Origin of the sequence: Caulobacter sp. FWC26 (assembly GCF_002742645.2) — a bacterium.
Taxonomy (GTDB): domain Bacteria; phylum Pseudomonadota; class Alphaproteobacteria; order Caulobacterales; family Caulobacteraceae; genus Caulobacter.
On record NZ_CP033874.1, the window covers coordinates 14294 to 36585 of the forward strand.

The 22292-nt window shown below is 65.2% G+C and carries 22 protein-coding genes and 1 pseudogene; 3 read left to right on the top strand and 20 right to left on the bottom strand.

Going from position 1 to position 22292, the window contains the following annotated elements; genetic code table 11:
• Positions 1 to 17: 17 nt before the first annotated feature.
• From CSW63_RS01500 to CSW63_RS01555, 14 genes are all read right to left on the bottom strand, one after another.
• Positions 18 to 1511, bottom strand: a complete 1494-nt coding sequence (locus CSW63_RS01500; protein ID WP_062095965.1) for an LPD7 domain-containing protein — start codon at positions 1509 to 1511, stop codon at positions 18 to 20.
• An 18-nt stretch (positions 1512 to 1529) separates the two neighbouring features.
• The gene (locus CSW63_RS01505; RefSeq protein WP_082749460.1) at positions 1530 to 3479 is read right to left on the bottom strand and encodes a type IV secretory system conjugative DNA transfer family protein; all 1950 of its coding nucleotides are present in this window, start codon (positions 3477 to 3479) and stop codon (positions 1530 to 1532) included.
• On the bottom strand, positions 3445 to 4449 hold the full coding sequence (virB11, locus tag CSW63_RS01510; RefSeq protein WP_062095975.1) for a P-type DNA transfer ATPase VirB11: 1005 nt from the start codon (positions 4447 to 4449) through the stop codon (positions 3445 to 3447). The genes CSW63_RS01505 and virB11 overlap by 35 nt, the downstream gene beginning before the upstream one ends.
• The gene (gene virB10, locus CSW63_RS01515; RefSeq protein ID WP_246842011.1) at positions 4449 to 5168 is read right to left on the bottom strand and encodes a type IV secretion system protein VirB10; all 720 of its coding nucleotides are present in this window, start codon (positions 5166 to 5168) and stop codon (positions 4449 to 4451) included. Before virB10 ends, virB11 begins: the two co-directional genes overlap by 1 nt.
• Positions 5169 to 5290: 122 nt before the next feature.
• Positions 5291 to 5662, bottom strand: a complete 372-nt coding sequence (locus CSW63_RS23610) for a hypothetical protein (protein ID WP_168193579.1) — start codon at positions 5660 to 5662, stop codon at positions 5291 to 5293.
• 2 nt (positions 5663 to 5664) lie between these two features.
• Positions 5665 to 6516: a P-type conjugative transfer protein VirB9 gene (virB9, locus tag CSW63_RS01520; RefSeq protein ID WP_099504477.1), complete on the bottom strand. Its 852-nt coding sequence runs from the start codon at positions 6514 to 6516 to the stop codon at positions 5665 to 5667.
• Positions 6513 to 7193 carry a virB8 family protein gene (locus tag CSW63_RS01525; protein WP_062095963.1) on the bottom strand — a complete coding sequence of 227 codons (681 nt, stop codon included), beginning with the start codon at positions 7191 to 7193 and terminating at the stop codon, positions 6513 to 6515. Before CSW63_RS01525 ends, virB9 begins: the two co-directional genes overlap by 4 nt.
• A complete protein-coding gene (locus CSW63_RS01530) occupies positions 7190 to 7531 on the bottom strand; it encodes a hypothetical protein (RefSeq protein WP_062095961.1) in 342 nt (113 codons plus the stop codon). The genes CSW63_RS01525 and CSW63_RS01530 overlap by 4 nt, the downstream gene beginning before the upstream one ends.
• A 29-nt stretch (positions 7532 to 7560) precedes the next feature.
• Positions 7561 to 8511, bottom strand: a complete 951-nt coding sequence (locus tag CSW63_RS01535) for a type IV secretion system protein (protein ID WP_062095959.1) — start codon at positions 8509 to 8511, stop codon at positions 7561 to 7563.
• Positions 8512 to 8525: 14 nt separating this feature from the next.
• Complete coding sequence (locus tag CSW63_RS24045) at positions 8526 to 8756, bottom strand: EexN family lipoprotein (protein WP_062095956.1); 231 nt, start codon at positions 8754 to 8756, stop codon at positions 8526 to 8528.
• Positions 8753 to 9499: a P-type DNA transfer protein VirB5 gene (gene virB5 / locus CSW63_RS01540; protein WP_062095954.1), complete on the bottom strand. Its 747-nt coding sequence runs from the start codon at positions 9497 to 9499 to the stop codon at positions 8753 to 8755. The genes CSW63_RS24045 and virB5 overlap by 4 nt, the downstream gene beginning before the upstream one ends.
• A gap of 5 nt (positions 9500 to 9504) precedes the next feature.
• The gene (locus CSW63_RS01545; protein WP_099504479.1) at positions 9505 to 12231 is read right to left on the bottom strand and encodes a VirB4 family type IV secretion/conjugal transfer ATPase; all 2727 of its coding nucleotides are present in this window, start codon (positions 12229 to 12231) and stop codon (positions 9505 to 9507) included.
• A 58-nt stretch (positions 12232 to 12289) separates the two neighbouring features.
• Positions 12290 to 12631 carry a TrbC/VirB2 family protein gene (locus tag CSW63_RS01550; protein ID WP_231737454.1) on the bottom strand — a complete coding sequence of 114 codons (342 nt, stop codon included), beginning with the start codon at positions 12629 to 12631 and terminating at the stop codon, positions 12290 to 12292.
• A 354-nt stretch (positions 12632 to 12985) separates the two neighbouring features.
• A complete protein-coding gene (locus CSW63_RS01555; RefSeq protein WP_062095948.1) occupies positions 12986 to 13630 on the bottom strand; it encodes a lytic transglycosylase domain-containing protein in 645 nt (214 codons plus the stop codon).
• Between the two features lie 367 nt (positions 13631 to 13997).
• Here CSW63_RS01555 and CSW63_RS01560 point away from each other — a divergent pair, with 367 nt between their 5' ends.
• Entirely contained in the window at positions 13998 to 14225 is a 228-nt protein-coding gene (locus tag CSW63_RS01560; RefSeq protein ID WP_035084708.1) for a ribbon-helix-helix domain-containing protein, read from the top strand.
• Positions 14222 to 15247, top strand: coding sequence for a replication initiator protein A (locus CSW63_RS01565; RefSeq protein WP_062095946.1), 1026 nt, complete (start codon positions 14222 to 14224; stop codon positions 15245 to 15247). The genes CSW63_RS01560 and CSW63_RS01565 overlap by 4 nt, the downstream gene beginning before the upstream one ends.
• 1304 nt (positions 15248 to 16551) lie before the next feature.
• On the opposite strand, the gene CSW63_RS01570 is transcribed toward CSW63_RS01565, so the two are convergent.
• On the bottom strand, positions 16552 to 17310 hold the full coding sequence (locus CSW63_RS01570; protein ID WP_062095944.1) for an SOS response-associated peptidase: 759 nt from the start codon (positions 17308 to 17310) through the stop codon (positions 16552 to 16554).
• A 155-nt stretch (positions 17311 to 17465) separates the two neighbouring features.
• On the opposite strand from CSW63_RS01570, the pseudogene CSW63_RS01575 reads away from it, so the two are divergent.
• Positions 17466 to 17723, top strand: a pseudogene (locus CSW63_RS01575) (recombinase family protein); the annotation flags it as partial.
• 15 nt (positions 17724 to 17738) lie between these two features.
• Here CSW63_RS01575 and CSW63_RS01580 read toward each other — a convergent pair.
• From CSW63_RS01580 to CSW63_RS01600, 5 genes are all read right to left on the bottom strand, one after another.
• Complete coding sequence (locus CSW63_RS01580; RefSeq protein WP_062095940.1) at positions 17739 to 18230, bottom strand: hypothetical protein; 492 nt, start codon at positions 18228 to 18230, stop codon at positions 17739 to 17741.
• On the bottom strand, positions 18227 to 19459 hold the full coding sequence (locus tag CSW63_RS01585; protein WP_062095969.1) for a molybdopterin-dependent oxidoreductase: 1233 nt from the start codon (positions 19457 to 19459) through the stop codon (positions 18227 to 18229). Before CSW63_RS01585 ends, CSW63_RS01580 begins: the two co-directional genes overlap by 4 nt.
• Before the next feature lie 35 nt (positions 19460 to 19494).
• Positions 19495 to 20652 carry a TDT family transporter gene (locus tag CSW63_RS01590; RefSeq protein ID WP_062095938.1) on the bottom strand — a complete coding sequence of 386 codons (1158 nt, stop codon included), beginning with the start codon at positions 20650 to 20652 and terminating at the stop codon, positions 19495 to 19497.
• A 145-nt stretch (positions 20653 to 20797) separates the two neighbouring features.
• On the bottom strand, positions 20798 to 21193 hold the full coding sequence (locus CSW63_RS01595; protein WP_127846923.1) for a hypothetical protein: 396 nt from the start codon (positions 21191 to 21193) through the stop codon (positions 20798 to 20800).
• 129 nt (positions 21194 to 21322) lie between these two features.
• Positions 21323 to 22201 (bottom strand): LysR family transcriptional regulator, encoded by an 879-nt coding sequence (locus tag CSW63_RS01600; RefSeq protein WP_062099747.1) that lies wholly within the window; start codon positions 22199 to 22201, stop codon positions 21323 to 21325.
• Positions 22202 to 22292: the final 91 nt, after the last annotated feature.

A 22292-nucleotide genomic window follows, 5' to 3' on the forward strand; every position in this document is an offset into this window, starting at 1 on the left:
GCTTGAACCCTTCACACCTACCGTCCCCTCGTTCGCTCAGGTCCAGATTTGGAAGGCGATGGCTGCGCAATAGAAGGCGGTATCCGGTCCGTCTTGGACTGGTCCGCCGACCGCCCGCCAGGCTCTCGCACCTTGGCGGTCTCAAAGCGCGCGCCGCGCTCGATATGGTCAGCGATCTTTTCCTTAGCGCCGGCGATCAATCGGTCTTGCACGGCTGGATCGGCATGACGGTCCTTGACGATCGCCGTCACAACCGCGAGCCGGCTTTGGGCCGCGTTGAGTTCAGGGTCCTTGGCCGCTTGGCCGGGGCTGGCGGCGCGAAACCGGTCAGCGTCGATGGACCACTTGTTGCGGGGCACTTCTCGCTGCTGAAGTGAAAGTTCGCCTGAGACCTTGTCGCGAACCTCCAAGGTTCGAATGACCCGCTCGACGCCGTCTCGCCGCAGTGTGATCTCCTCGCCTGTCCCGGCTCCGGACTTCTCCAGGGCGGCCGGCAAACCGACGCCCCAGACTTCCACCTGCCGGCCGCTCGCCAGTTCCACCCGAACGAACGGCGTCAACTCCTGACCAGAGCGATGGCGGTACGGCGCCTGGCCACTCTCGAGTAGCTTACCCGTGACGCCCTTATCGTAATCCAGCCGTTCCTGGACGGGCTTTGCCGCGGGGGGCGTCTCGTCGCTGTCGCCGGTCCGGCCGGCTGCATCAGGGTGCTGGCGCGCTCTATCGCGCGCCGGGGCCAGTGAATTGGTGTCCCGGGCCGACAGGTGACGATCGAGCTCCTGCAGGTCACGCTCGGTTGGCTTATAGCCGCGAACCTCCAAGCCTTCGGTGCGGGCCTCCAGCCAAACTGCGCGCCGAAACGCCTCCTCGCCCCGCACGTCGATGGCGCTCCATCCGCGATGCTGCGCGATCGCGACCAGGTCCTTGATCACCTCGGCGTTGGTCTGGCGGGCCACCAGCTTGTCGCCAGTGTCGCGGAACGCGGCCTCCTTGCCTGTGGCGTCGGTGAAGAAGCGGACCTCGGGCGCAAACTGCGGTTCCTCCGACAGATACCGGCGCTTGACCCCATCGGGGACATCGCCGCGTTCGACCGAAAATCGGTGCGGGCCATCGTCGTTGGCCGGCGCGGGCTCGGCGTCCTTGGAGGCTGCGGGCGAGGCCTCGTCGGCGTGGTCGGGCTCGGGTGCCTCCGGCCTCCCGCGCTGCAGAACAGGCTCTGCGGTCAGGGGGCGTTCGGTCTCGTCTTCGCGGCGAAGGCGCGCTTCGGCCTCGGCGATGCCGATACGCTCGGCTTCGTCGATCGCGCGCTCATAGGCGATGTCTTCAGGCTCGGTCGCCCAGTCGGCGGCCCGCTCGATGGGCGCCGACAGATCAAGCTCGGGGACGGGCGAGATGGCGTTTTCAAGTTGGGCTGAAGGCTCGCCGTTTACCGCCACCTGGGCGCTGAAGGACTCGGACGTATCGGCCGGCCGCGCCGGCGCGTCATTGCGAGGATCGATGGTGTCGGCCATGGCGGCCTCCTTTTCGCTTTAGCGTTCGATGACGTCTTCCAGGAGCCCGGAGTTGATGTAGCGGTTGATCCAGTCTTCGGATTCCGCCTCGGTGGCGCCGGCCGGCAGGTCGTCCATGTCGATGGCGTCCAACTCCAGGGAGATGGCGGTCAGGTCGATGGCTGTGTCTCCGGCCGCCTCGCTGAAGGTTAGGGGACGCTCGACAACCCGGGCGTGGATCTCGTTGACGGTCTGGCTCAGCGCCGCCAGGTCGGCGGTGATGGTGTCCAGGCGATCATCGGACGCCGCCGAGGCCGGCCGGCCCTGCGCGGCCGACGCCAGGGGCGCGATGAGCGGCGGCGGCAGCAGGCGCTTGGTGAAGTCGGCGTTCTTGAAGAAGTAGATCTTGGAGGCCCTGATCGGCGCGATGCCGCCGCGCATGACGATGAGCGAGTCCTTGCTCATCTGGATCAGTTCCTGGGGCAGCATCAGCGCGCGGCGCTGTTCGCTTTCGGTGGTGGTCCGCTTGCCGCCGCCCAGATAGGTGGGCCGCGACTTGGAGCGCCCCTCGAAGGTGTAGTAACCCAGGCGTTCGGAGAGGTCCTGAGCGACCTTAAGTTCCTTAGGCGTGAAGACCACTTCGACGCCGCAGTTGGTCATGATCTCGTCGGCGACGTCGGGCCCGTATTCGGCGCGCAGCTGGGACGGGCTTTGGATCACCGGCAGCAGGCGAAGCCCGTAGCCGGCGACGTAGGAAAAGCCCTTGGCGATGACCGAGGCATGGCCGATGCGGGCGAACTCGTCGAGCAGGACAAGGACCTGGGTGGGATGGCGGCCGGCGCCAGGAAGCTCGCGGGTGTTCAGGTCCACCAACTGCTGGAAGAAGAGATTATAGAGCGGAGCGACCCTGGCCATGTTGTCGGGGGTGACGCCCAGATAGATCGAGATGCGCTTGGAGCGCAGCTCGCGCAGGTCAAAGTCACTGGCGCTGGTGGCCGCATCGACCCGCGGATTGAGCCACAGGTTCATGCGCGAAGTGATGGTCTGCTTGATGGAGGCGAACGTGTTGTCGGAGGCGGAGCAAAAGTCGTTGAGCGCATTGACCGCGCCCGGCGACAGCGCCTCCTTGCCGCCGGCCCGCGCCTCGATGATCGCCGGGAACTTGGACTTGGGATTGCCCCTGGTCAGCTGGCGGTAGATCTCGCCGATCGTGAAGGGCAGCTGCGGACTTTCGGCGACATAAGCGCCGACGCCGACGAAGCCGGTCCGCGCCGCCTCCGACCAGAACGGATCGCCCTTGTCGGGGGTGGGGAAGAGCATGGTCGCGAGCTTTTGAAGCTCGTCGAGCGTCTCGATCGGGTTGGCGCGGTCGATATAGGCCAGGGGGTTGTAGCGCGCGGTCCTGCCCTCCGGATCGAGCGGGTCGAACATCAGGACCTGTTGGCCGTGATTGGCGCGGAAGCCGGCCGTCACCTCCCAGTTTTCTTTCTTGATATCGAGGACGACGACGCTGTCGGCCCAGTTCAGGAGGTTGGGAATGACAACGCCGACACCCTTGCCCGTCCGGGTGGGCGCGTAGAGCATGACGTGCTCGTTGCCGCCGAAGACCAGGTAGCCCGCGCCCTTGCGTCCCAAGATGATGCCGTGCTTGGCGCGCAAGCCCTCGCGCGCGATCTCGCCCTCATTGGCCCAGCGCGCCGAGCCGTGCAGCGGCCGGCGTATGCGCAAGGCGGCCGCGGCGGCGATCATCAGGATGATCAGGCCCGAGCCCATGGCGGCGACCTTGAACCACAGCTGGACCTGGGGGTGGGCCCGGTAGGTCCACAGCCATTGCGGGACGGCGAGGAAATCAACATTGGCGCCGAGCCGGCCCAAGCCGACCAGGGTCCCGATCACGGTCAGGACGGCCCACAACATCAGGAGAAGCGTGGCCGAGAGCGCGAGGATGGTGGCCTTACCGGCCGGCGTCGCGCTTGCGAAGCGGGTCATAATAGAGCTCCGTCATACGAAAACGGCCATCCACCTTGCGCATCTGGACGACGACATCGACCAGGAGGTGGAGAAGGCCACGGATGTCATCGCGGGTGAGATCGCGCCCGCCGTCGGACTCCTTGACCAGCAGGGTGAGCTGCTCAAAGGCCAGGGTCGCGGAGTCGGCATGGACGGTCGTGATCGAGCCGGGGTGGCCCGAATTGACGTTGCGCAGGTAGAAGAAGGCCGTGGCGTCGCGAAGCTCCTGAAGGAGAATCCGGTCAGGGCGCATCCGCAGCGCGCTTTCCAGCAACTGCTTGGGGCCGACCTTGGCCAACCCCTGCTGATCCTTGGAGTAGGTAAGGTGGACGACGTTGCGATGCGGGACGGTCAGTTCGCGGGTGTCCTCAATCGTCAGCAGGCGCTCATGCTCGGGGATCAGCCGGATCAGGCCCTTGCTGAAAGTGGTCTTGCCCGACCCCGTCGCGCCGCTGATCAGGATGTTCTTCCGAGCGCGAACGGCCAGGTCGAAGAACTCCGGCCACAGTCCGCCGTCGCGCAATCGCATCAGCTCCCGCTCTTCCTCGCCTAGAGCGTCCGAACTCACGGAGGCCTGCTCGAAGAGCCCGGACGTGACGAAGTCGTCCATGCCGAAGGTCAGGTTCGAAGGCTTGCGGATGGTGATCGATACCGTTCCTTCCGGCACGGCGGGAGGCATGACGATCTGACATCGCTCGCCTTGCGGCAGGACGGTGGAGCACACCGGCGTCTCGGCATTGACGTCCTGGCGTGAGAAGGCCGCGGCGGCATTGGCCAAGGTGGCCAGCCAGATGGCGGTCAGCTCGGGCGCTTCAAACCAGGTCCAGCCCTTGGCGCCTTCGACTCCCACTTCACCGGGCCGGTTGATCACCAGCTCAGTGACGTCGGCCGGCTCAAGCAGCCGCTGCAGAGGCTGCATGTAGTGCAGCAGGACCGAGCTGTCGGCGATCATCGCGCCTTTACGCCGTAGACGTCGGAGAAGTCGAAGTCCTGGGCGACCAGGATGCCGACATCCTCGCCCTGGTTCTTGCGCAGGATCGGCGGGATGTTGATCGAGCCTTCCAGCGCGGTGTTGGCGACATCTGACGGCACGCGGGCGGTGTTTTGATAGTTGCGGCCATTGCCGGAGGTGGCGGCGTAGACGCCGTCGTCGACCAGCGACAGGAGGAGCGCCGCGCCGAACCGCTCGAAGAAGCGGTTGTCGACCTCGCCGCCAAACCCGCTACGGCCCAGGGCGTCGGCTCCGGGCGAGGCCAGATCGATCGCGATGCCGCGCGGGGTGACCGCACGGGTCCACAGGATGAAGAGGCGGCGCTGACCGCGCTGCATGCCGCCGCGATACTCGCCCAGAACCTTGGTGCCCTTTTCCAGCAGGACCACGCGGCCATTGTCGGAAAGCACGTCTCTTGGAATGACGCAGGTCGTGTAGCCGGGAAGCGATGAGTCCATCGCCGTCTGCAGGACGCAGGGGATCTGCGTGCCCGCCAGGATCAGGAAGTTGCGATCGCCCAGGGCCGTTGCCCTGGCCGTGGTGATCGCAGATCCGCGCCGCAGGTTCTCCAGCTCGGTGGCTTGGCGCGGCGCGGCGCCCTGAGCGCTGGCCAGGATGGCTTCCGCCCCGCCGGCGACGGCGCCGCGAGGACCGCCGCCCTGGCTATAGGCGATCATCGGCGCGCGACGCGTAAGGTCGGCGAGGCTCTCGCGAGGCGCGTCAGCGCCTGCAGATCCGCCGCTGCCGGGGCTGGCAACCGGGGCTGGGACGACCTGACCCGGCGGTAGAGGTTGGCCGGTTACAGGATCCACGGCTCCCGCGCCCAAGGTCGGCGCCGGGGGAGGGGAGGGGTGTCGGTGGACGCGACCTGATCATAGCGGACGGTCTGCCGGGCTGGGTCCTTGGGCTTGGTCGGCTTGGCGTCGCCCCGGTCCCAGGTGACGCCGATCAAGAGCGCGGCCACGCCGACCATGCCGGCGATGCCGGCGATCTTGGCTTGCGGGGTGCTCATGCGGCCCGCGACAGGAGAGATGCCGCGCTCGCCCTGCACCGGGCCATGGCCGGCCGAACGGGAGCCGCCAGGATCGCCGGCAGCGCGGCGCCCGGCGAACGGGTCATCGCCTTGCGCGGAGTGCGCAGGATCGGGTTGGTTGTCGTGCTGATCAGTCATCGTCATTGACCCGTGCGAATGGTGCGATCGACGTTGGCGGAGGCCGTGCCTGTGCCGTGGGTGACGCCGTAGGGCGTGACGGCCTCGTTGAAGATGCAGAGGACCTCGCGTCCCCGGCGCAGAACGAGCTTGGAGGCGACGGTGTGCAAAACCACGAACTCGTCGCGGACGTCGAACGGCACCTGGCTCTCGGACCCATCGGGCAGGGTCATGAAGAAGCTGGGCAGTTCCTGGTTGGCCGGAAACCGCAGCACCGTGAACTGGCCATTATCGGAAACCTCCGACGGCTGGATCCGCGAGGAGCCCTGGACCGTGTAATTCAGATTGCGGGGGCCCTCGATCACGGCGTGGTCGAGCATCAGTCCCGTCCGAGCGTTCTCGATCGCGGCCGCTTGACCAGAAATCGTCCTAGCCAACGCGGCGCGCTCATCGTCGGGGTATTGGAAACGGACCTGGAAATAGGTGTCGGCCGACGCCGCCGTGATCGGCCCAGAGCGGATCCCCAGCTCGAAGGTGTAGTTGCGCAGCGCGCCGCCGCGGCGGGTCGTGACGATCAGGTTGGTGGCCGTGCCCTTTTCGCGCGGCTTTACGAAGAGGATGTTGGTCTCGGCTGCGACCTCCCACGATACGGTGTCGCCCAGGGCCACATGCTGGATCTCTTCGCGCGGGTCGAAGACGATCTGGGTGGCCGTGCGGAACGTGCCGACGACGCGATAGACCTGCCAGGGGTCGTAGTTGACCCATTTGACCCGAGGGTCCGACTTACCGGCTTTGGGCACGTCGACGGCGAAGGCGGTCGGCGCGCAGCCGAGCACGGCCGCGCCAGCGTACAGGGCGAGCAGCAGGCGCCTCATTGGGAAATCTCCGGATCTGCGCGGTAGCTGTCGACCTGGAACCCGAGCGGGTTGCGGATGCGGTCGGATTCCAGCATCGGCGCTTTGGTGTAGGCGAAGGTCAGCGTGGCGATCCAATCGGTGACCTTGACCTCTTGGCCGAGCCGCACGGTCTTGGAGAAGCGGACGTTGGCGACCTTGTCGTTGATGAAGGTGATGTTGCGGATCGTCACGGTCGCCGAGCCGTCAGGGCCGACCAGGACCTGGGGACTTTGGGGATTGGTCGCCCGATAGAGATCGGCCCATCGCTGCTGCTCGTCTGGAGTCGACAGGATCGTGACGAACTGGAAGTTTTCCTGCGCGGCGGGCGGCAGGTAGCCTTCTCGGGCCCTGACATATTGGGCCAGGAAGGACTTGCTGACCGCTTCGTTGTAAGTGACGCCTCGCTCGCCCGTGAGGCCCGTCATCACGTCGACAGAACCCGTTGTCTGGTTCACCCGCACGACATAGGGCTCGACGGACTTCAGGGGCGCCAGGGCCGCCACCGCCGCCGAGGCGGCGATCGCGACCGTGCTCGCTAGAACCGCCACGGTCCAGGCCACGCGCTTGGAGCGCTCCGCGGTCTTGAGCCGATCCTGGTCCCAACGCCGGGCGTCATCGAAGTACGCCTTCAGATCGTTTGCCGGCACGCCTGTCATCCCAGAACCTCCAGGCAGCTGGGGTACTGGCGCGGCGTCAGGCTGGAGACCTTCTTGGCCTTTCCTTTTCGGGCCAGCGCTCCGGTCGCCGGACCGGAAATGGATGGGACAACCATGTCCGACGACTGGTCTCGGGCTGGCCGGCCGTCCGGCCCGGGCTTGGGCGGCGGGGCGATCGGCGCAGTGATCGCCGCCACCGTCGTGCCGGGCAGGACCGATCCATTGGGGTTGGCCGGTCGCCGGTTGTGACCGCTACAGGATTTTGGCTTTCCCGCGATGGCTGGCGAGTAGGACGTCAGGGCGATGAGGCACGCCGTGAGGGCGATGGGACGAAGCATTCGCGGATCTCTCAAGGTGGCGGATTGGGCTATCGGCGGGGGTGGCCGTTGCGCGACGCGCTGGTGGAGGAGGGCGCAACGGAGCCACCGCCACGTCCTGCGCCGCCGTTACCGCTCGGCACGGATTTGACCGGTTGGCCCGACGTCATGGCGCGGGCCGCGTTGGCGAAGTCGCCGAGGCCGGCTGCGGCGCCTCCCGCGATGCCGGCCGCGATGTTGGGGGTTTGAAGGAAGAAGATCATCCCGAGGGCGGACAGCGCGATGAACAGGAGGCCGCCGGCGGTTGGGTCGGCCTGACCATCAATGTTCGCCCATTGCCCTTCAACTAGGCCAAGGATCAGCTGGAAGACGGTGATGATCAGAGCGAAGAGGACAAGGTAGTTCACCCCCTGCTTCAGCCAGCCATAGAAGAACTGCCGGGACTGTTCGAAGACGAGAAGGGCGATGAAGATCGGTCCTAGCGCGACCAGAATGGCGAGCGCTAGCTTGGCGAGCATGACGATCCCAAACCCAAGCGCTGCGGTCAGCGCCGTCACGATCCACACGGCTCCACCGGTCACGTAAGGGCCGGGATCGGTCATCGACGCGGTGGAGAAAATCTTGGTGGCGAGATAGCCGCCGCGATTGAAAAATCCGTCGAAGGCCCCGCCCACGCCAGGCGTCGGACTGCCGCTCACGGCCTCGGCCAGCCAGTTAGGCAGGTCGGTGAAGAGCGGGGTGGTGACGAAGGAATTGTAGGCGACCGTTGTCGCTACGGCGTAGATGAAGCACAGCTTCACCAGCCTGATCACTCCATCCATGATCGGCTCGGTGATGGATCCCCTGATAATCGCCCAGCCGTACAGGACGACATAGAGCACCATGGCTATGCGTAGGGGCCCGGCGACATGCGCGATCACGTTGCTCAACCCGTCATGCAAGACAGCTTCGAGCCGAGCATCGACATAGTCATAGGACGGTCCAAAAATTTGGGCTGGCATGGTGCCTCGTCGACCTAAAAGCCGCGCCGATAGTCGTTCATGGTCTTGAGCTTGGTGGCTCGTTCCGTGGACGCTTGGGCGTTCTTGCACTCAGTCCCGCGATGGTCCCCGGTTCGGCAGCGCGCCATCACGCCCGCCCGTTCAGACGGGTTGGCGTCGAAGTAAGAAACCGAGCGTGGCGCGGGCTGACAGCCCGCCAGAACGACCGCCAGCGAGACGACAACGAGAGACTTCTGAGCTCTCATCGGAAGCCACCTTTGTAATCGTCCATTGTCTGCTGGTACTGCGCGGCTCTGGCCTCGCGGTCGCGCTGCTCTGCCATGCGCTTTTCGGCGTCCTGCATCATTGCAAGACCCTGAAGCTGCATTTGATCGTTGTTGATCATCGCCTGCTCAGCGGCGATCCTCGCCTGCAGGTCCATCACCTCTTTGGGCGTGGAGGCGGTGTTCAAGGCCAAGCGGAGCTGATCCAGGCCGGCCTGGCGTTGGCCAGCGGCCTTGTATGCGCTTTCGCCAAGCGCGACGTCACGGGCCGCGCGGTCGCCAGATTTCACGAGCGCGTCTTGGTAGTAGCGTTGAGCGGTTGAGAGACCGTCGGTGGCTGGAGTGAACAGCCTGTTGGCGTCACGAATGGACGTCGCGCGCGACCCGATCGAGCCGAGATCCGTCAGTGTCCCGTTGAGCAGCTTGCCGGTGTCCTGCACCTCGGCCGGGAGATACTGGCGCAGCGCCGGATTGTTCAGGACCCCGCCCAGGCTGTTGACGTTGGTCAGTCCGGTCATGCCGGCATAGAGGCGCTTGCCCTGATCGACCATCTCGGCGCCTTGCCGGACCTGGGTCTGCAGCTCGGCCAGTTGCGCGCGCGCCTGGTTGAGCTGCGACAGCATCCGCGTATAGGCGCCAGTGTCCGTGACGACCATTTGTGCGTTGGCCGGGGCCGCGAAGGTCGCGGCGGCCAGGAGCAGGGGGAGTAGAAGGCGCTTCCTCATCGGGATTATCTCCGTCGCTCTTGGTGGAAAATTGGAATCCAGGTCGCAGGTGCATCGCCGTGCTGGGCGCGGACGCGATCGAGCAGCTCGACGGTCTTGGCGCGGCCCGACAGGACGGCCAGCGCGTCGTCCAGGCCGTCGAGGTTCAACTCGACGACGACCGAGTTGTGGCCTTGCTTGACCAGGAAGCGTCGCGACTCTGGCGACAGCTCTTCGCGGATGAGCCGAAATTCCTCATGGGTGAGACCAAAGCCATCGACATAGTCGCGGGCCTGTCCGTAGGGGTTGGGCAGGAAGATCTTGGTCGGGCACTGTTCGAGGATCGTGTGAGCGATTTCCGAGCGCAGGACGTCGGCCGGGCTTTGGGTGCCGAACACCATGAAGGCGTTTTTCTTGCGGTACGTCTTCAGGCCGTCTTGAGCCAGGTTGCGGAATGCCTCGTCCCCGAGCGCTTTCCAGAACTCGTCGATGTCGACCACCAGGCGGCGACCGTCGACCAGGCTCTCGAGCCGGTGAATGAGATACATCATGACCGGCGTGCGGACCTCGGCGTTGTCGAGGAAGTCGGTCATATCGAAACCGAGCAGCTTGGAGTCGAGGCCGACAAGGTCGGCGTCACCGTCCAAGACCCAACCCAACGGGCCTGATCGGGTCCATCGCTCCAACCGGGCCCCGATCCCTTCAGCGTTTCGCTGGCCGAGCAACTGGCGAAGGGCAGTCAGGGAGCGTTGGTGTGGGGCGAGAGGCTCGAGCGAGGCGATGCCGTCGCTAATCAGGCGCTCTTCCTGCACCGTCAGGGCGCGATCGGGCGGCGTCACCAGCTTGCGCACGAGCTGGGTGAGGAAGACGACGTTGCCCGGTGTGAAGTCCAGCGCGCGAAACGGGGCGAACCCGGTCGGCGCGCCGTTCTTCAAGGTGAGGTAGGTGCCGCCGGACGCGCGCACGAAGATCTCGGCGCCGCGATCCTTGTCGATGAACACGCGCTGGACGTTGAACTTCTCCAGCTGAGCCAGCATGAAGTTTTGGACGACCGTCTTGCCCGAACCCGACGGGCCGCAAATGAAGGTGTGGCCTAGGTCGCCGACATGGAAATTGAAGTAGAAGGGCGACTTGGCCGACGTGCGCAGTAGCGCGACGGCTGGGCCCCAGTGATTGCCGGTCGCCTGCCCTGCCGGATAGGTATGGAAGGGCGCTAGCGCTGCGAAATTGCGCGAGTTGATTGCCGCCGGGCGACAGCGCCGCGCGAAGTTGCCAGGAAATTGCGACCAGAACGCCGCCTCGAGCGCGAGGTCTTCGCGAGCGACCACCAGTCCGGAGTCGGCCAGGCTGGCGCGGGCGGCGGACATATTGTCGGCCAGGGCCTTTGTCGTCTCGCCATAGACCAGAAGCGAAAACTGGTGCTCGCCCATGACGAACCGGTTGCTCACCAGATCGTCGATCGCGTCATCGAGTCCCTGCACTTGGGAGGCTGCGCGATCGTTGGACTTGATGAGCAGGTTTTGTTTGCGCTCCATCACAGCGCGCGCCGAGGCCTTCGACAGGAAGGCGAAGGACTGGGTGGCGACGAAGGCGTAGGTCGAGCGCAAGAGCCCGTCCCAGAGGCCAGGGCGCGTCGTGGCGGGATATTCCTTGACCCCGAAGACACCGGCGAACTTTTCGTCGCCCGGTTCACGGATCTCCAGCGCCTCGCGGCCGAAGATCACGCGCGCGGTGTAGATCGCCGAACCGAGATGGCCCCGAACGAGCGGGATACGTTGGCGCCGTCCGGTCAGCACCAGGTGGAGCAATTCCATCGGTTCGGAGAAGGCCAGGCCCTTGTGGTCGTAGAGGCCGAGAAGGCGCACGCCGTACCGACCGAGGTACTGCAGAAGGTCGCGGCCCTTGTCCTCCAAGAGCCGGATCGCATCCTCGTCGACCTCCAAGCCGGCTCTGCTTCGCGTGCTAAGGCGCTGAAGGAAGGAGGCGAGCTTGTCGCCGACGTCGCGGCCCGGGTGGAGGATCAGGGTCACATAGAGGTCGTTGGTGAAGAGGCGCGTGGCGCCCATGCGGGCGCGATAGGCCGTGTCGAGATCCTGGGCGAACTCCGAGGCGAACTGGCCCTCCGGGTAGCCACGATCCTCATGGCGCACGACGTGGTGCCAGATCGCCAAGCGCTCGTCGGCGATGTTGCGCCAGGCGTTATTCAGCTTGGCGTGCCAATCGTTGAGATCGCGCACGTCGGCGGTCTCGAACGAGGCGCCTTCGAGCTTGAAGCAGATCATCAGCGCCCGATTGTCGAGCGCGACCACGTGATCCGACAGATGGCGGGCGTAGGGCAGGTTCGAGCCGGGCAGGGTTTCGCGCTTCAAGACCAACGGGCCGGCCACCGACGCGAGCGGCGCGCGCTGTGCAGAGGCTCTAGCCATTGGGAACGTCCTTGCTGGAGTAGCGACGCACGACGGGAGGGGGGAGTGCGAGCTGCCGCCCCACCAGGCGCGGTTGCGGGCGCGCCCCTTGGTTTCAAGCCACATGAAGAGGACTCGAAAGGCGTTGTGGTCGTGCTTGACCACAGCCCTGAAAAGGAAGTGCAGCGCGACGCCGACCGACAGGTAGGCGAGGTTGTTCGCGGCCAGAAAGACCGTGCCCGTCAGCATAACGTTGAGCGCCATGGCCTCGACCGGCACGCCCAGCACCATCGCCGGCCGAGTGCAGGCCAGAAACAGCGTGTCTTCGGTGATGTGTTCGTCTTGCATGAGCGTGACCGCTCGGAGCGCGCCCGCCCCCAAAGGCGGCGCGCCGGGCGAACGGGGCCTAGGCCCCGCTCCCCGTGACCATGCTGACGATCTGGGCGGCGCCGAACACCACGACCATGCCGACCACGACGATCGCCATGCGCCGGAAATCGAAGATCCCGAACATCGCCAGGATGCCCATGATGATGACCGCCAAGATGGCGAGCAGTCGCGTGGTGTTGCCGGTGAAGAAGTTGACGACGTTCTGCAGCAGGGTTTCCACGCCGACCGATTGGGCCGCGGCCGGCTCGACCAGGCCGAACGCCAGGACGACCGCGACCAGTGCGACCGCTCCAGCGCGTGGGGTTACGAGCGACGCCGGCGTGAGCGCCGGCTTAGTGATGGCTTGGGGGCTCATCATGAGGGAGAGGCTCCTGTATCTCCGTTTCGAGGATTATCGAGCCACGGTATTGATAGGCGGCGCGACAATGGGCGACCGCAGCGGACAAGGACTTGTACCGCTTCGGTTGAGCAGAGCGGTAGACGGCGACCAAGTGTTCGCCGACCTTCCAACTAAGCTTGACGTACATGGACCATGTGCCGTCACTCGCCTCGACGATCCGAACGCCCACGATTGCTCCGCCACGCGGGCGAAGGCTGGTGAGAAGTCGTTCGCGGATCGTCCCATCGGACATTCGGGGTTCCCAAGCTTTCTGAGGAACCCAGCATATGTCGAGAGGGCGGCAACGGTCATTACGGATGATGGCGTGGAGGATCATTGCCCGCCCCCGCCAAAGACGATGATTGAGCGGCCGGCGGTTCGCGCGAAGACATCCAGGGATGGCTTGGCGGGCGCCTGCGCCTCGGGTTGAAGGTTTTCGGCCGCGACCTCGATCGCTTCCTGGACTGCCGGCGGTAGAGGCGATGTGGCTTGGTCGAGAGCGCCGTATGCGCCTGGAGACAGCTTGGCCGCCTCGGCCTCGACCTTGGCGACGTAGCCGTTTGCGAAGCCGCGCCGATGGTTGCCGGTGTTATAGGCCGAGAACGCCATTCTCAGGGCTAGCTGCTGCGGAGCCAGACGGGAGGCGGCCAGGTAGTTGGACTGGAGCAGTTTGGCGGCCGCCGCTAGATTGAGGCAGGGGTCGAAGGCGTCACGTACAGATAGGCCCAGCGCCGTCAGGTTCCGGCTGTTGATCTGCGCCAAGCCGAGGTCGAGATTTTGGCCTTGGGAGATCAGACGCTCGGCCGTGGCGATCGCCTGGTCGCGAGTCTTGGCCGGCGCGGGATCGGGCGCGCGGTTGACGTTGATGGCCAACGGGTCGCCCCGGCTTTCGACCTGCACGATGCTGACCATCGTCGCCGAAGCCACTGTGGGCGCGCAACGCTGAGCGAGGTCAAACAGCACGGCCAGGTCAGGCATGGGCGGCCTCTACGCGGGCGGTGGCGCCAGTCCAACAGTCCTGATCGCCGCGCAATCCTGACGGGAGCGTCAGGAATGCAGTTTTCAGCTCAGGCACGCGATCCGACATTCGGCACTCACTGGAATGTCGCATTTCACGTGAAATGCGACATTTAAAGCCACGACAATCCCTTGGCGCCGCCATCGGAGATGGAGCCGCCAAAGCCGTCCACTCCACCTTGCGTAGCGTTTGCGAGTGAAGGCAAGCAGAGCCATTGGCTTTTTTTCAGGGTCGCCAACATTGCTCTTTGCCGTGGACATCGCTCCTTCCGCGCGCCAGACTCCACATGTGGACACGGCGTCAGCTGGTCGATTCTTGGGAGATGACATGGCGCGGCCAACCGCTTCGGAGACCCTTCAGGAGGGTTCGCTCTCAGGCTTCGTTCCCAAGGCGCGCCTGGGTAAGAGCATGGTGGCCGGCTACTTTTCGGCCGAGATGCAGCGACGCGTGAAGATGCTGGCCGTCGAGCGCGGCGTCACCGTTCAGGCGCTGATCGGCGAAGGGCTGGACCTTCTGTTCGTCGCCGCCGGCAAGCCTCCGATGGGTGAGCGATGAGCACGCGCAACGACCCGCACCCGGTGCGGGACTTCTTCATCAACGACCTGATCGACTACGCGCCCAAGGACAGCGCGGAGATGATGGAGCGGCCGTTCTTCTCGATCTCCAAGCGCAAGCGCAACAAGCCGATCCAGTACACCACACCGGACGGCAAGCTTTACATCAAGGTGTCGGCCAACCCGACGCATGGCATGGCGACGATCTGGGATGCGGACATCCTGATCTGGTGCATCTCTCGGATCGTGCAGCAGCGCGATAATCGCGAAAACGACATCCGGCCGGTCATTCACACGACGCCCTATGAACTGCTGAAGGGCATCGCGCGCGGGACGAGCGGTCAGGACTACATCGAGCTGCTGCGCGCGATCCGGCGCCTGCGGACCACGGAAGTGGAGACCAACATCAGGGCCGGCAAGCGTCGCTATACGGCCTTCCACTATCTGGGCGACATCGAGGGCGAGGGTGAGTCGGACGACAACCCCGAGCAGCTGAAGACGCTGACCCTACGGATCCCTGACTGGCTCCTTGACGGGATCATGAGCGGCAACATCCTGACGCTGGATCGGGAGTATTTCCTGCTGACCGGCGGCATCGAGCGCGCGATCTACCGCGTCGCCCGAAAGCATGCCGGCAATCAGAAGGCCGGCTGGATCTGCAAGATGACGACCCTCTACGAAAAGACGGGCTCGGAATCGCCGCTCAAGAAGTTCACGTTCCGGATCCGCGAGATGTGCCGGTCCGATGAACTTCCCCGCTACGCGATGCGAGAAACGACGACGGCGGACGGCAGTCCGGCCGTGCATTTCGTGGATCGTGCGTTCGTTGTCGAGGCTGCCAGGGAGCGACGTGGGGCCGATACGGCTCAGCGGGGCTGGGAGGATGCGCGCACGGCCTGGATCGACGCAGAGCGGGATCCAAGGGCGTTCGACGGGGCTTGGGCACGCTGGATGGAGGACGGCCACAAGCCTGAAGCGTTCGCCAAGGCCTGTAGCGACCCGCGTTGCGTCATGCCCAGCTAGGCACGTGGTATTAGGAACCGGCGTCGGCGCGGCGATCCCTCGGTCGTGGTTTTAGGAACCCAGCATAGACGCCGAGTCCGTATTGAAGCGCCGATTCTCTGCGATTCGGCGAGTCCTGGCGCAAATCTGGCGGGAAAGGGGGCTGCTGAACCTGTCGTGGTATTAGGAACCCGACCCCCAGCGGGTGTCGTGGTATTAGGAACCCGATCGGAGGCGCACGTGGTTTCAGGAACCGGCCTTGACCCTGTCGTGGTTTCAGGAACCGATCGAAGGTCGTCTGGTATCGTGGTTTTAGGAACCCTGCCGGCCCGTAGAGGTCGCCCAGGGCACGTGGGATCAGGAACCTGTCCACATCGTGGTATCAGGAACCGTTTTCCTCGTGGTTTCAGGAACTTATTGGCACGTGGTTTAAGGAACCGGCCTACGTGGTAACAGGAACTGAAGCACGTGGTATTAGGAACCGGCCGGGACAAAATACCCTTGTTGCTCAGGCAGTTGGCGCGACTTTTTCAACCTTAACTGCCTAACTTTCCTTATCTAACAGAATCTCTTCTAACGGAAACCCGGCGCAAAAACGCGCCGGAAGACACCGCCTCTTGGGGGCTTCGCCCCCGCCGGCTCGCTACGCTGCTACGCAGCTTCGCCCCGGTCGCTACGCGCCCTCCCACCCGGCATCCCCCAAACGGCGTCGGGCAAAGCCCGACACTCAAACCACCCAATGAGTTCCTACAATTCCCAAGACTCCAAACGCCTACAGCGGCTGAACCGCAGCAAATGGCTCTCCGGCGAGAGCCAAGCGGATCTGACAGCGAAAGCCAGGAACCACTGTGCCTGGCGGATAGGTCGAACGGGGCAACTTTCTTCCCGGCCGGCGCGGGCGTATTGATCGGCTCTATAATCGGAGCCGCCCGGGCGGTAGAAAAACTCAAGAACGCGGTCGCTCAGCGACCGCCGTCATCTGGTGACCCTTGCCCGCCGATCGTCCGCCATCAACGCTCACACGTCCTGCGCCGCACCTGCTGAAGCGGTTTCACCTGGGCCAGGTCGGCAACGACACGATCGAGACGTTCCTGACAAAGGGGTATTCTCTGGCCATTTGCTGCCGGGATTGTCCCCGACTGATCGAGTGGACGCCTCCCGACCTGATGGAGAAGTTTGGCAGCCGCACCAAACTCAGGATCGCCGATCTGGGCGCACGGTTTACTTGCACAGGGGAGGGGGGGTGCGGTTCCCACGATATCGCCGTGTTCCCGCACCTCTACGATGGGCCTTGGTCCTGGGCGCCGCCGCCGAAGGGCGCCTAGCTAGGCTGGAATGACGTCGTCGCCCTTGCCGCCGCGGGCGACGATCTTGAGCCTGCCGTCCGGAAGCGGGCGTTGCAGCTGGGCGACCTCCGTCCAGGGCGCATCGCTCATCCAGAGATCCCATTCGGCCGGCTCGGTCAGGATCACGGGCATGGCCTTGGAGTGGTAGGTTTTCACCGGCTCGGCGGAGTCAGTGGTCAGGAAGCCGTAGGCCTCAATTTCTTCCCACCCTTTGCTCTTCATCCGGACGCAGGCGTGCGGCGTCCAAATTCCAGCGAAGAATGCCAGAGGCCGACTGTCGTCTAGCGCGAACCAGATGTTCTGCCTGGTCTTCTGGTGATCTTGGTCGGGCTCGGCGAATGATGTGAACGGCACCAGGCAGCGGTTGCCGGCGCCCAGCCATGGGGCCCAATGGGCGTTCGTCCTGCCGGTCTTCTCGCTGGTGGTGTTGCGGACGTTCGTCGTGCCTTTGTCTGGCTCCATCTTCAGCAGCTCGGCAAAGTCGAACTCGGTGCCCTTGGCCCGCAGCTTGTCGGCGCGCTCAGTGGCGGCCTTGAAAAGCGCCTGCTTCGACGATGGCATCCCCCAGCGCGCGTCGCGCATCATCCGCTGGCCGTCTTCGCCGTGGGTGATGATCGGCGCGGCGTAGTCTGGGAAAATGCCGGGCATCGGGGGTTGGTTGTTGTTGCGGTCGGTCATGGCGCGAACAAGGGCGGCAACCTCGGCGCGGGCCTTCATCATCGCATACAGATTGCACATGGCTTGCCTATCAGGCTGTTTTCCCAATCAAACGGTCAAAACGGTCCTGTGTCGATCCTTCGACCCCAGGGCCGGTAAAACATGACTCTTAGTCGCCGTTGGGAATGTCCGGTTTCGGGCTGGAACTTCGACGCTGGCCAATGGCACGTTTGCGGCGCGGAAGCGTCTCGTTCGTCTCGGTGACCCAGGCCTTCAACGGCACCACCAGCATGGGCAGGCTAACCCTCAATGTGCTGCTGTTCTTCGCTCAGTTCGAGCGTGAGGGCACGCGAGCGGATCCGGGACAAGATCGCCGCTTCCCAGGCCAAGGGGATGTGGATGGGTGCATGCTGCCGTTGGGCTATGACGCCGCCGAACGGACCCTGAAAATCAATCAGCCAGAGGCCGCAGCCGTTCGGCAGATATTCCAACGCTAAGCGCGCACTACGTCAGCCCGTGGCGCCGCCTGCGTCAGCGCTCACCGGCCGACCTGGCTTCGTCTCGCTTCCTAGCTTGGCGCTGACGCCGGTCAGGTAGTCGACGATGGCGGGAATATCCTTTTCAGCGATCGTCGCCTTGTACGTGTCGCGCATCTTCTCGACGGTCGAGGTCCATTGCGCTTTCGATAGCGCGGGCTGGGTCAGGGCCATGCTGGCCGAATGACATGCGGTGCAGTTGCCGTTCATCAGGTCGGCGCCCGGCCCGGCGGGGTAGGGCGGATCGTCGTCGGGCAAGGCGATGCTTGTCGAGGTCAGCGTGAAACCGCCCCCTGACACTGCGGATGGCGGCGCCGCGGCTGGGGCCGGCGGTGCGGGCGGCGGCTTCAGGCTTTCCACAAAGGCATGGCGGCCAAGAGAGATCGCGATGACGAAGCCTCCCGCCATGGCGCCAAGTTGCAGGAGCGCACGGCCGTAGGACGGCGTCTTCTGCCGGTCGCTCATGACAGCACCACGTGGGTCGTCTCGACACAGGCGCGCATGAAGCCTCCTGGGTTCCAATTCGGCGTCATGGCTTGGCTGACGCCGGCTGTATTCGTGCACCGGGCCATCAGGGCGACGGGACCCTTTCCGGCGACGGCGACCATCCCGTCGAAGCGGCGGAAGCTGTACTTGCCCTCGTCGGGGCCCAGGCGCGCCGGCGTCCAGGAGCTGCCGCCGTCACTTGAAAGGTCGACCTTGGCGACCCCAGCGTCGCCGCCCATGGCGATGCCGCCGACCGGGAGCTGGGATTGGAAGGCGACCTTGGAGCCGTCAGCCAGGCTGGTGATCCAGGACCGCGGGACCATCCGGTTGATCGGCACGGTCGGGAAGTCCTTGGCGCCCGGCGCCACATTGGCCAGTGGCGTGTCCGGAATCTTGTAGGCCTTGGCCATCCAGTAACTGTCGTCCGGGGCCCCGAGCACCTCGATGTCGCTGAGCATCTTGACCCAATAGGTCGAGAACCACCCCGGGACGATCAGCCGGATCGGGAAGCCGTTAAGCAGCGGCAACTGCTCGCCGTTCATGGCGAAGGCGATCATCACCTCGCCATCGCGGGCATGGTCCACCGCGAGCGATTTCGAGAAGTCCGGGGCGCCATCGACGACCGGCTGGTCAAGGCCGTTGAAGCGCACCGCGACCGCGCCGGGCTGAACGCCGACCATGTCGAGGACATGCCGCAGGCTTACGCCCAGCCACTTGGCGTTGCCCATGGCGCCGTGCGCCCACTGGGCACCGGGAACCCGGGGCTGGAACAGGCCGCGGGAATTGCCTGAGCACTGGTTGACCGCGGCCATCTGCACGCGCGGCATGGCCAGGATGTCGGCGAGGGAAAGCGACAGGGGGCGCCCGACCCGACCATGAACGTTCAGCTTGAACGCTGTGGCGTCGACCTCGGTTGGCACGTTCGCCCAGTGCCAGCGTACGAAGAACTGGTCGTTAGGGGTGAACACGCCCTGGTCGAAGACGCTCATCGGGGTCTCCAGCAGCGGAGGCCGGGTACGCTGCAGAATCATGCCGCGCTTGCCGGGGAAGGCGTCGGTGAGCGGCCGGTCCGATGGGCCGCCGGGTAAGCGCAGATCAGCGCCCGCCTGGGCCCAACTCCGGGGCGCGAAGGCCGTGGCCGCCAGTAGGCCAGCGCCGGCCAGGAACCGGCGGCGATGGGTTACTGAGTCGCTGAGGGTCTGGGCCATCAAGGCCTCCGCGTTGAGAGGGGTGACAGGCGAGGTCATTGGCCGCTCTTGAGGCAAGGGGCGACGAAGAGGTCGCCGCGCCAGGCGCCGCGCACCGTGCGGGCGCCGACCACCAGCCACATGATCGCCAGCAGGATTACAAGCCCACCGCCGATGATGGCAAAGGCGGCCAGCGGCAGGAGGGTGGAGAGCTTGAGAGTAGCAACCGCATAGACGCCGATGGGGAAGGTGTAGCCCCACCAGCCGAGATTGAAGGGCAGGCCTTCCCGCAGGTAGCGCACGGTGATCAGGGCCGCCATCGCCGCCCACCAGAAGCCATAGCCCCAGAGCAGCACGCCGCCGATCAGGCCGATGCCGCGGGCCGCCGCGCCATAGTCGCCCAGTCCGTTGGCGGCGAAGATCGCTGGCGCCGCGCCGCCCATGACCAGCAGGCCAAGCGCGCCGGTGCCGATGGGGCCAAGCGCCAACCAGCTGGACGCGGCCATGCTCGCATGCGGCAGCTTGTGGACCGCCATGCGCAAGACCAGGATCACCAGGATGCTCATCGCCAGGGGGACAGAGCAGGCCCAGAGCGCGTAGCTGGTGATCAGCACGGTCAGCTGATGGTGTGTATCGGCCAGGTGCGGCGCCAGAAGGCCGCCACTGACCGCGGCCACCTCGGCGGCCACCACGGGCAGCAGCCAGACCGCCGTCATCTGATCGATGGTGTGGGTCTGCCGGGTGAACATCATGAAGGGAATGGCGATGCCGCAGGCCAGCGCCATGGCCGCATCGGCCCACCACAGGACCTGGGCGATCTGCACCGCGGTCTCGCCCCAGTGGGGGACGCCAAACGCCAGGAAGCCATTAATGATGGTGGCCAGGCCCATCGGGATGCAGCCGAAGAACATCGACACGACCGAATGGCCGAAGATCTGGCGCGCGCCATCGAAATAGAAGATCCAGCGCGCGGCGTAGAGCAGGGTGAACAGGCTGAAGAGCCCGATATTGAACCACCACAGCCCCTCCGCAACGGCGTGCAGGCCGGGGATGCGGGCCGGAAACTGGGCGAGGGCCAGCGCCAGGATGCCGGTGCCCATGGTCGCGGCGAACCAGTTGGGGGTGAACTGGCGGACAACCTCACGGGGACTGGCCAGGGTCGCCAGGGGCTTGAGGCCGAAGGCGACGGCTCGGATATGGGCGATGTCGGTCATGGGGCGAGCTTTCGAAGCGGAGCAGTAGAGAAAGGCGTGGGAAGGCCGGGCGTTGCGTCAGCCGGCGGTGAGGCGCCAGATCGAGCCGAAGACAACGGCGCCGGCCAGCAGCGCCACGGGCAGGACGATGATCTGGGTGAACGCCTCACGCCCCGAGATCCAACCCGTGGCGATGGAGACTTGGCCGTTCAGGAATTCCCAAATCGCGGCCGCGCTCGCCTTTGGGAATGCTGTCGGAGAGCAGAATGCCACCTCCAAGCAGACCGAAGAACATGACGCCCAGAACGGTGATGATGCCCAGGGTAAGTGCAGTCTCCGGCCCGCCGAAGAAGGCCCAGAAGGTCAACAGAAGCGCGGCATAGACGCCGATCAGGGCTTTGACGGCCGTTGGATGGACGCCATTGACCCCAAGGTCCGGCGCATCGCGGCGGAGGTCTTCGAACTCACGGTCAGCGCGTGCGACCGTTGCGGTGGGTCGGATGCTGGCGCGCGTGGTGTCGCGGAACACGGCGTAGGGGGCCAAGGCGGTAAAGGTGGTCATCAGGGTCACTCCGTTGGAGTGGAGGCCGCTTGGCGGCGCGCTCCTTGACCATCACCCTCGGCCGTCAGACCATTCTTATCCAACGAGAAGTTTCTGTATCTTCGTTCGATATTATCGAACGAACGGGCCCTACGGCTTCGCCATCTCCAGGAAGGCGTCCCCCGCGCGGCTGCGATAGCGCTGCTTGTGCCGCAGCAGGTAGAACTGCCGAGGCGGCAGATCGAACGCGATCTCAACCAGGGCTTTGCGCGCGACGCCCAGTCGCGCGACGGTCTGAGACATCACGCCCGCGCCCGCGCCCGCTTCGACGGCCGAGCGGACAGCCTCATTGCCCGGCAGGACCATGGCGATCTTCAGGTCGGATAGAGACAGGTGGCGAGCGGCCAGCATGTGCTCGAACGCTGCACGGGTGCCGGAGCCGGGTTCCCGTAAGACCCAAGCCGTCTTGGTCAGATCAAGGTCGGCGCCCGTGTGGGCAGCGGCCCAGGGATGAGATGGGGCGACGACAAGGCTCAGTTGCTCTTCATCGATCACCGAACGGCTCAAAACCGGATCGTCCACCTCGCCTTCGACCAAGCCAATCTCAGCGTCTCCCTCCGCGACCGCTCGGGCGACCTGGGCGGTGTTGCCGATAGCCACGTCGATCTCGATGCCGGGATGTGCAGTGTGAAAGAGCGTTAGCCGCGGCGGTAGCCAGTAGCTGGCGATGGTCTGGCTGGCGTGGATAGACAGGCGTCCGCGTTCCAGCCCACTGAGGTCGGCCAGGGCCGCCTCGGCGGCCTGCGCTTGGGCCAGGACCTTGCGGGCCTCGGCCAGAAACACCTCACCGGCGCGATTGAGCACGATGCTGCGGCCGACCCGGTCGAACAGCGCGACGCCGTGGCGGCCCTCGAGGGTGGTGATGGCGCTACTGACCGCCGACTGGGTCAGGTTCAAGGCTTCAGCCGCCCGGGTGACATGCTGGCGCTCGGCGACGGCGAGGAAGATGCGGAGCTGTTCGAGGGTCACGAGCTGAACCTAGCCACTATTGATCGTAACGCTAGGATCGTTCGGTCTGGTCGAACGTTCCTAGTCCGTGATCCCGTTAGACGGCGTGAGT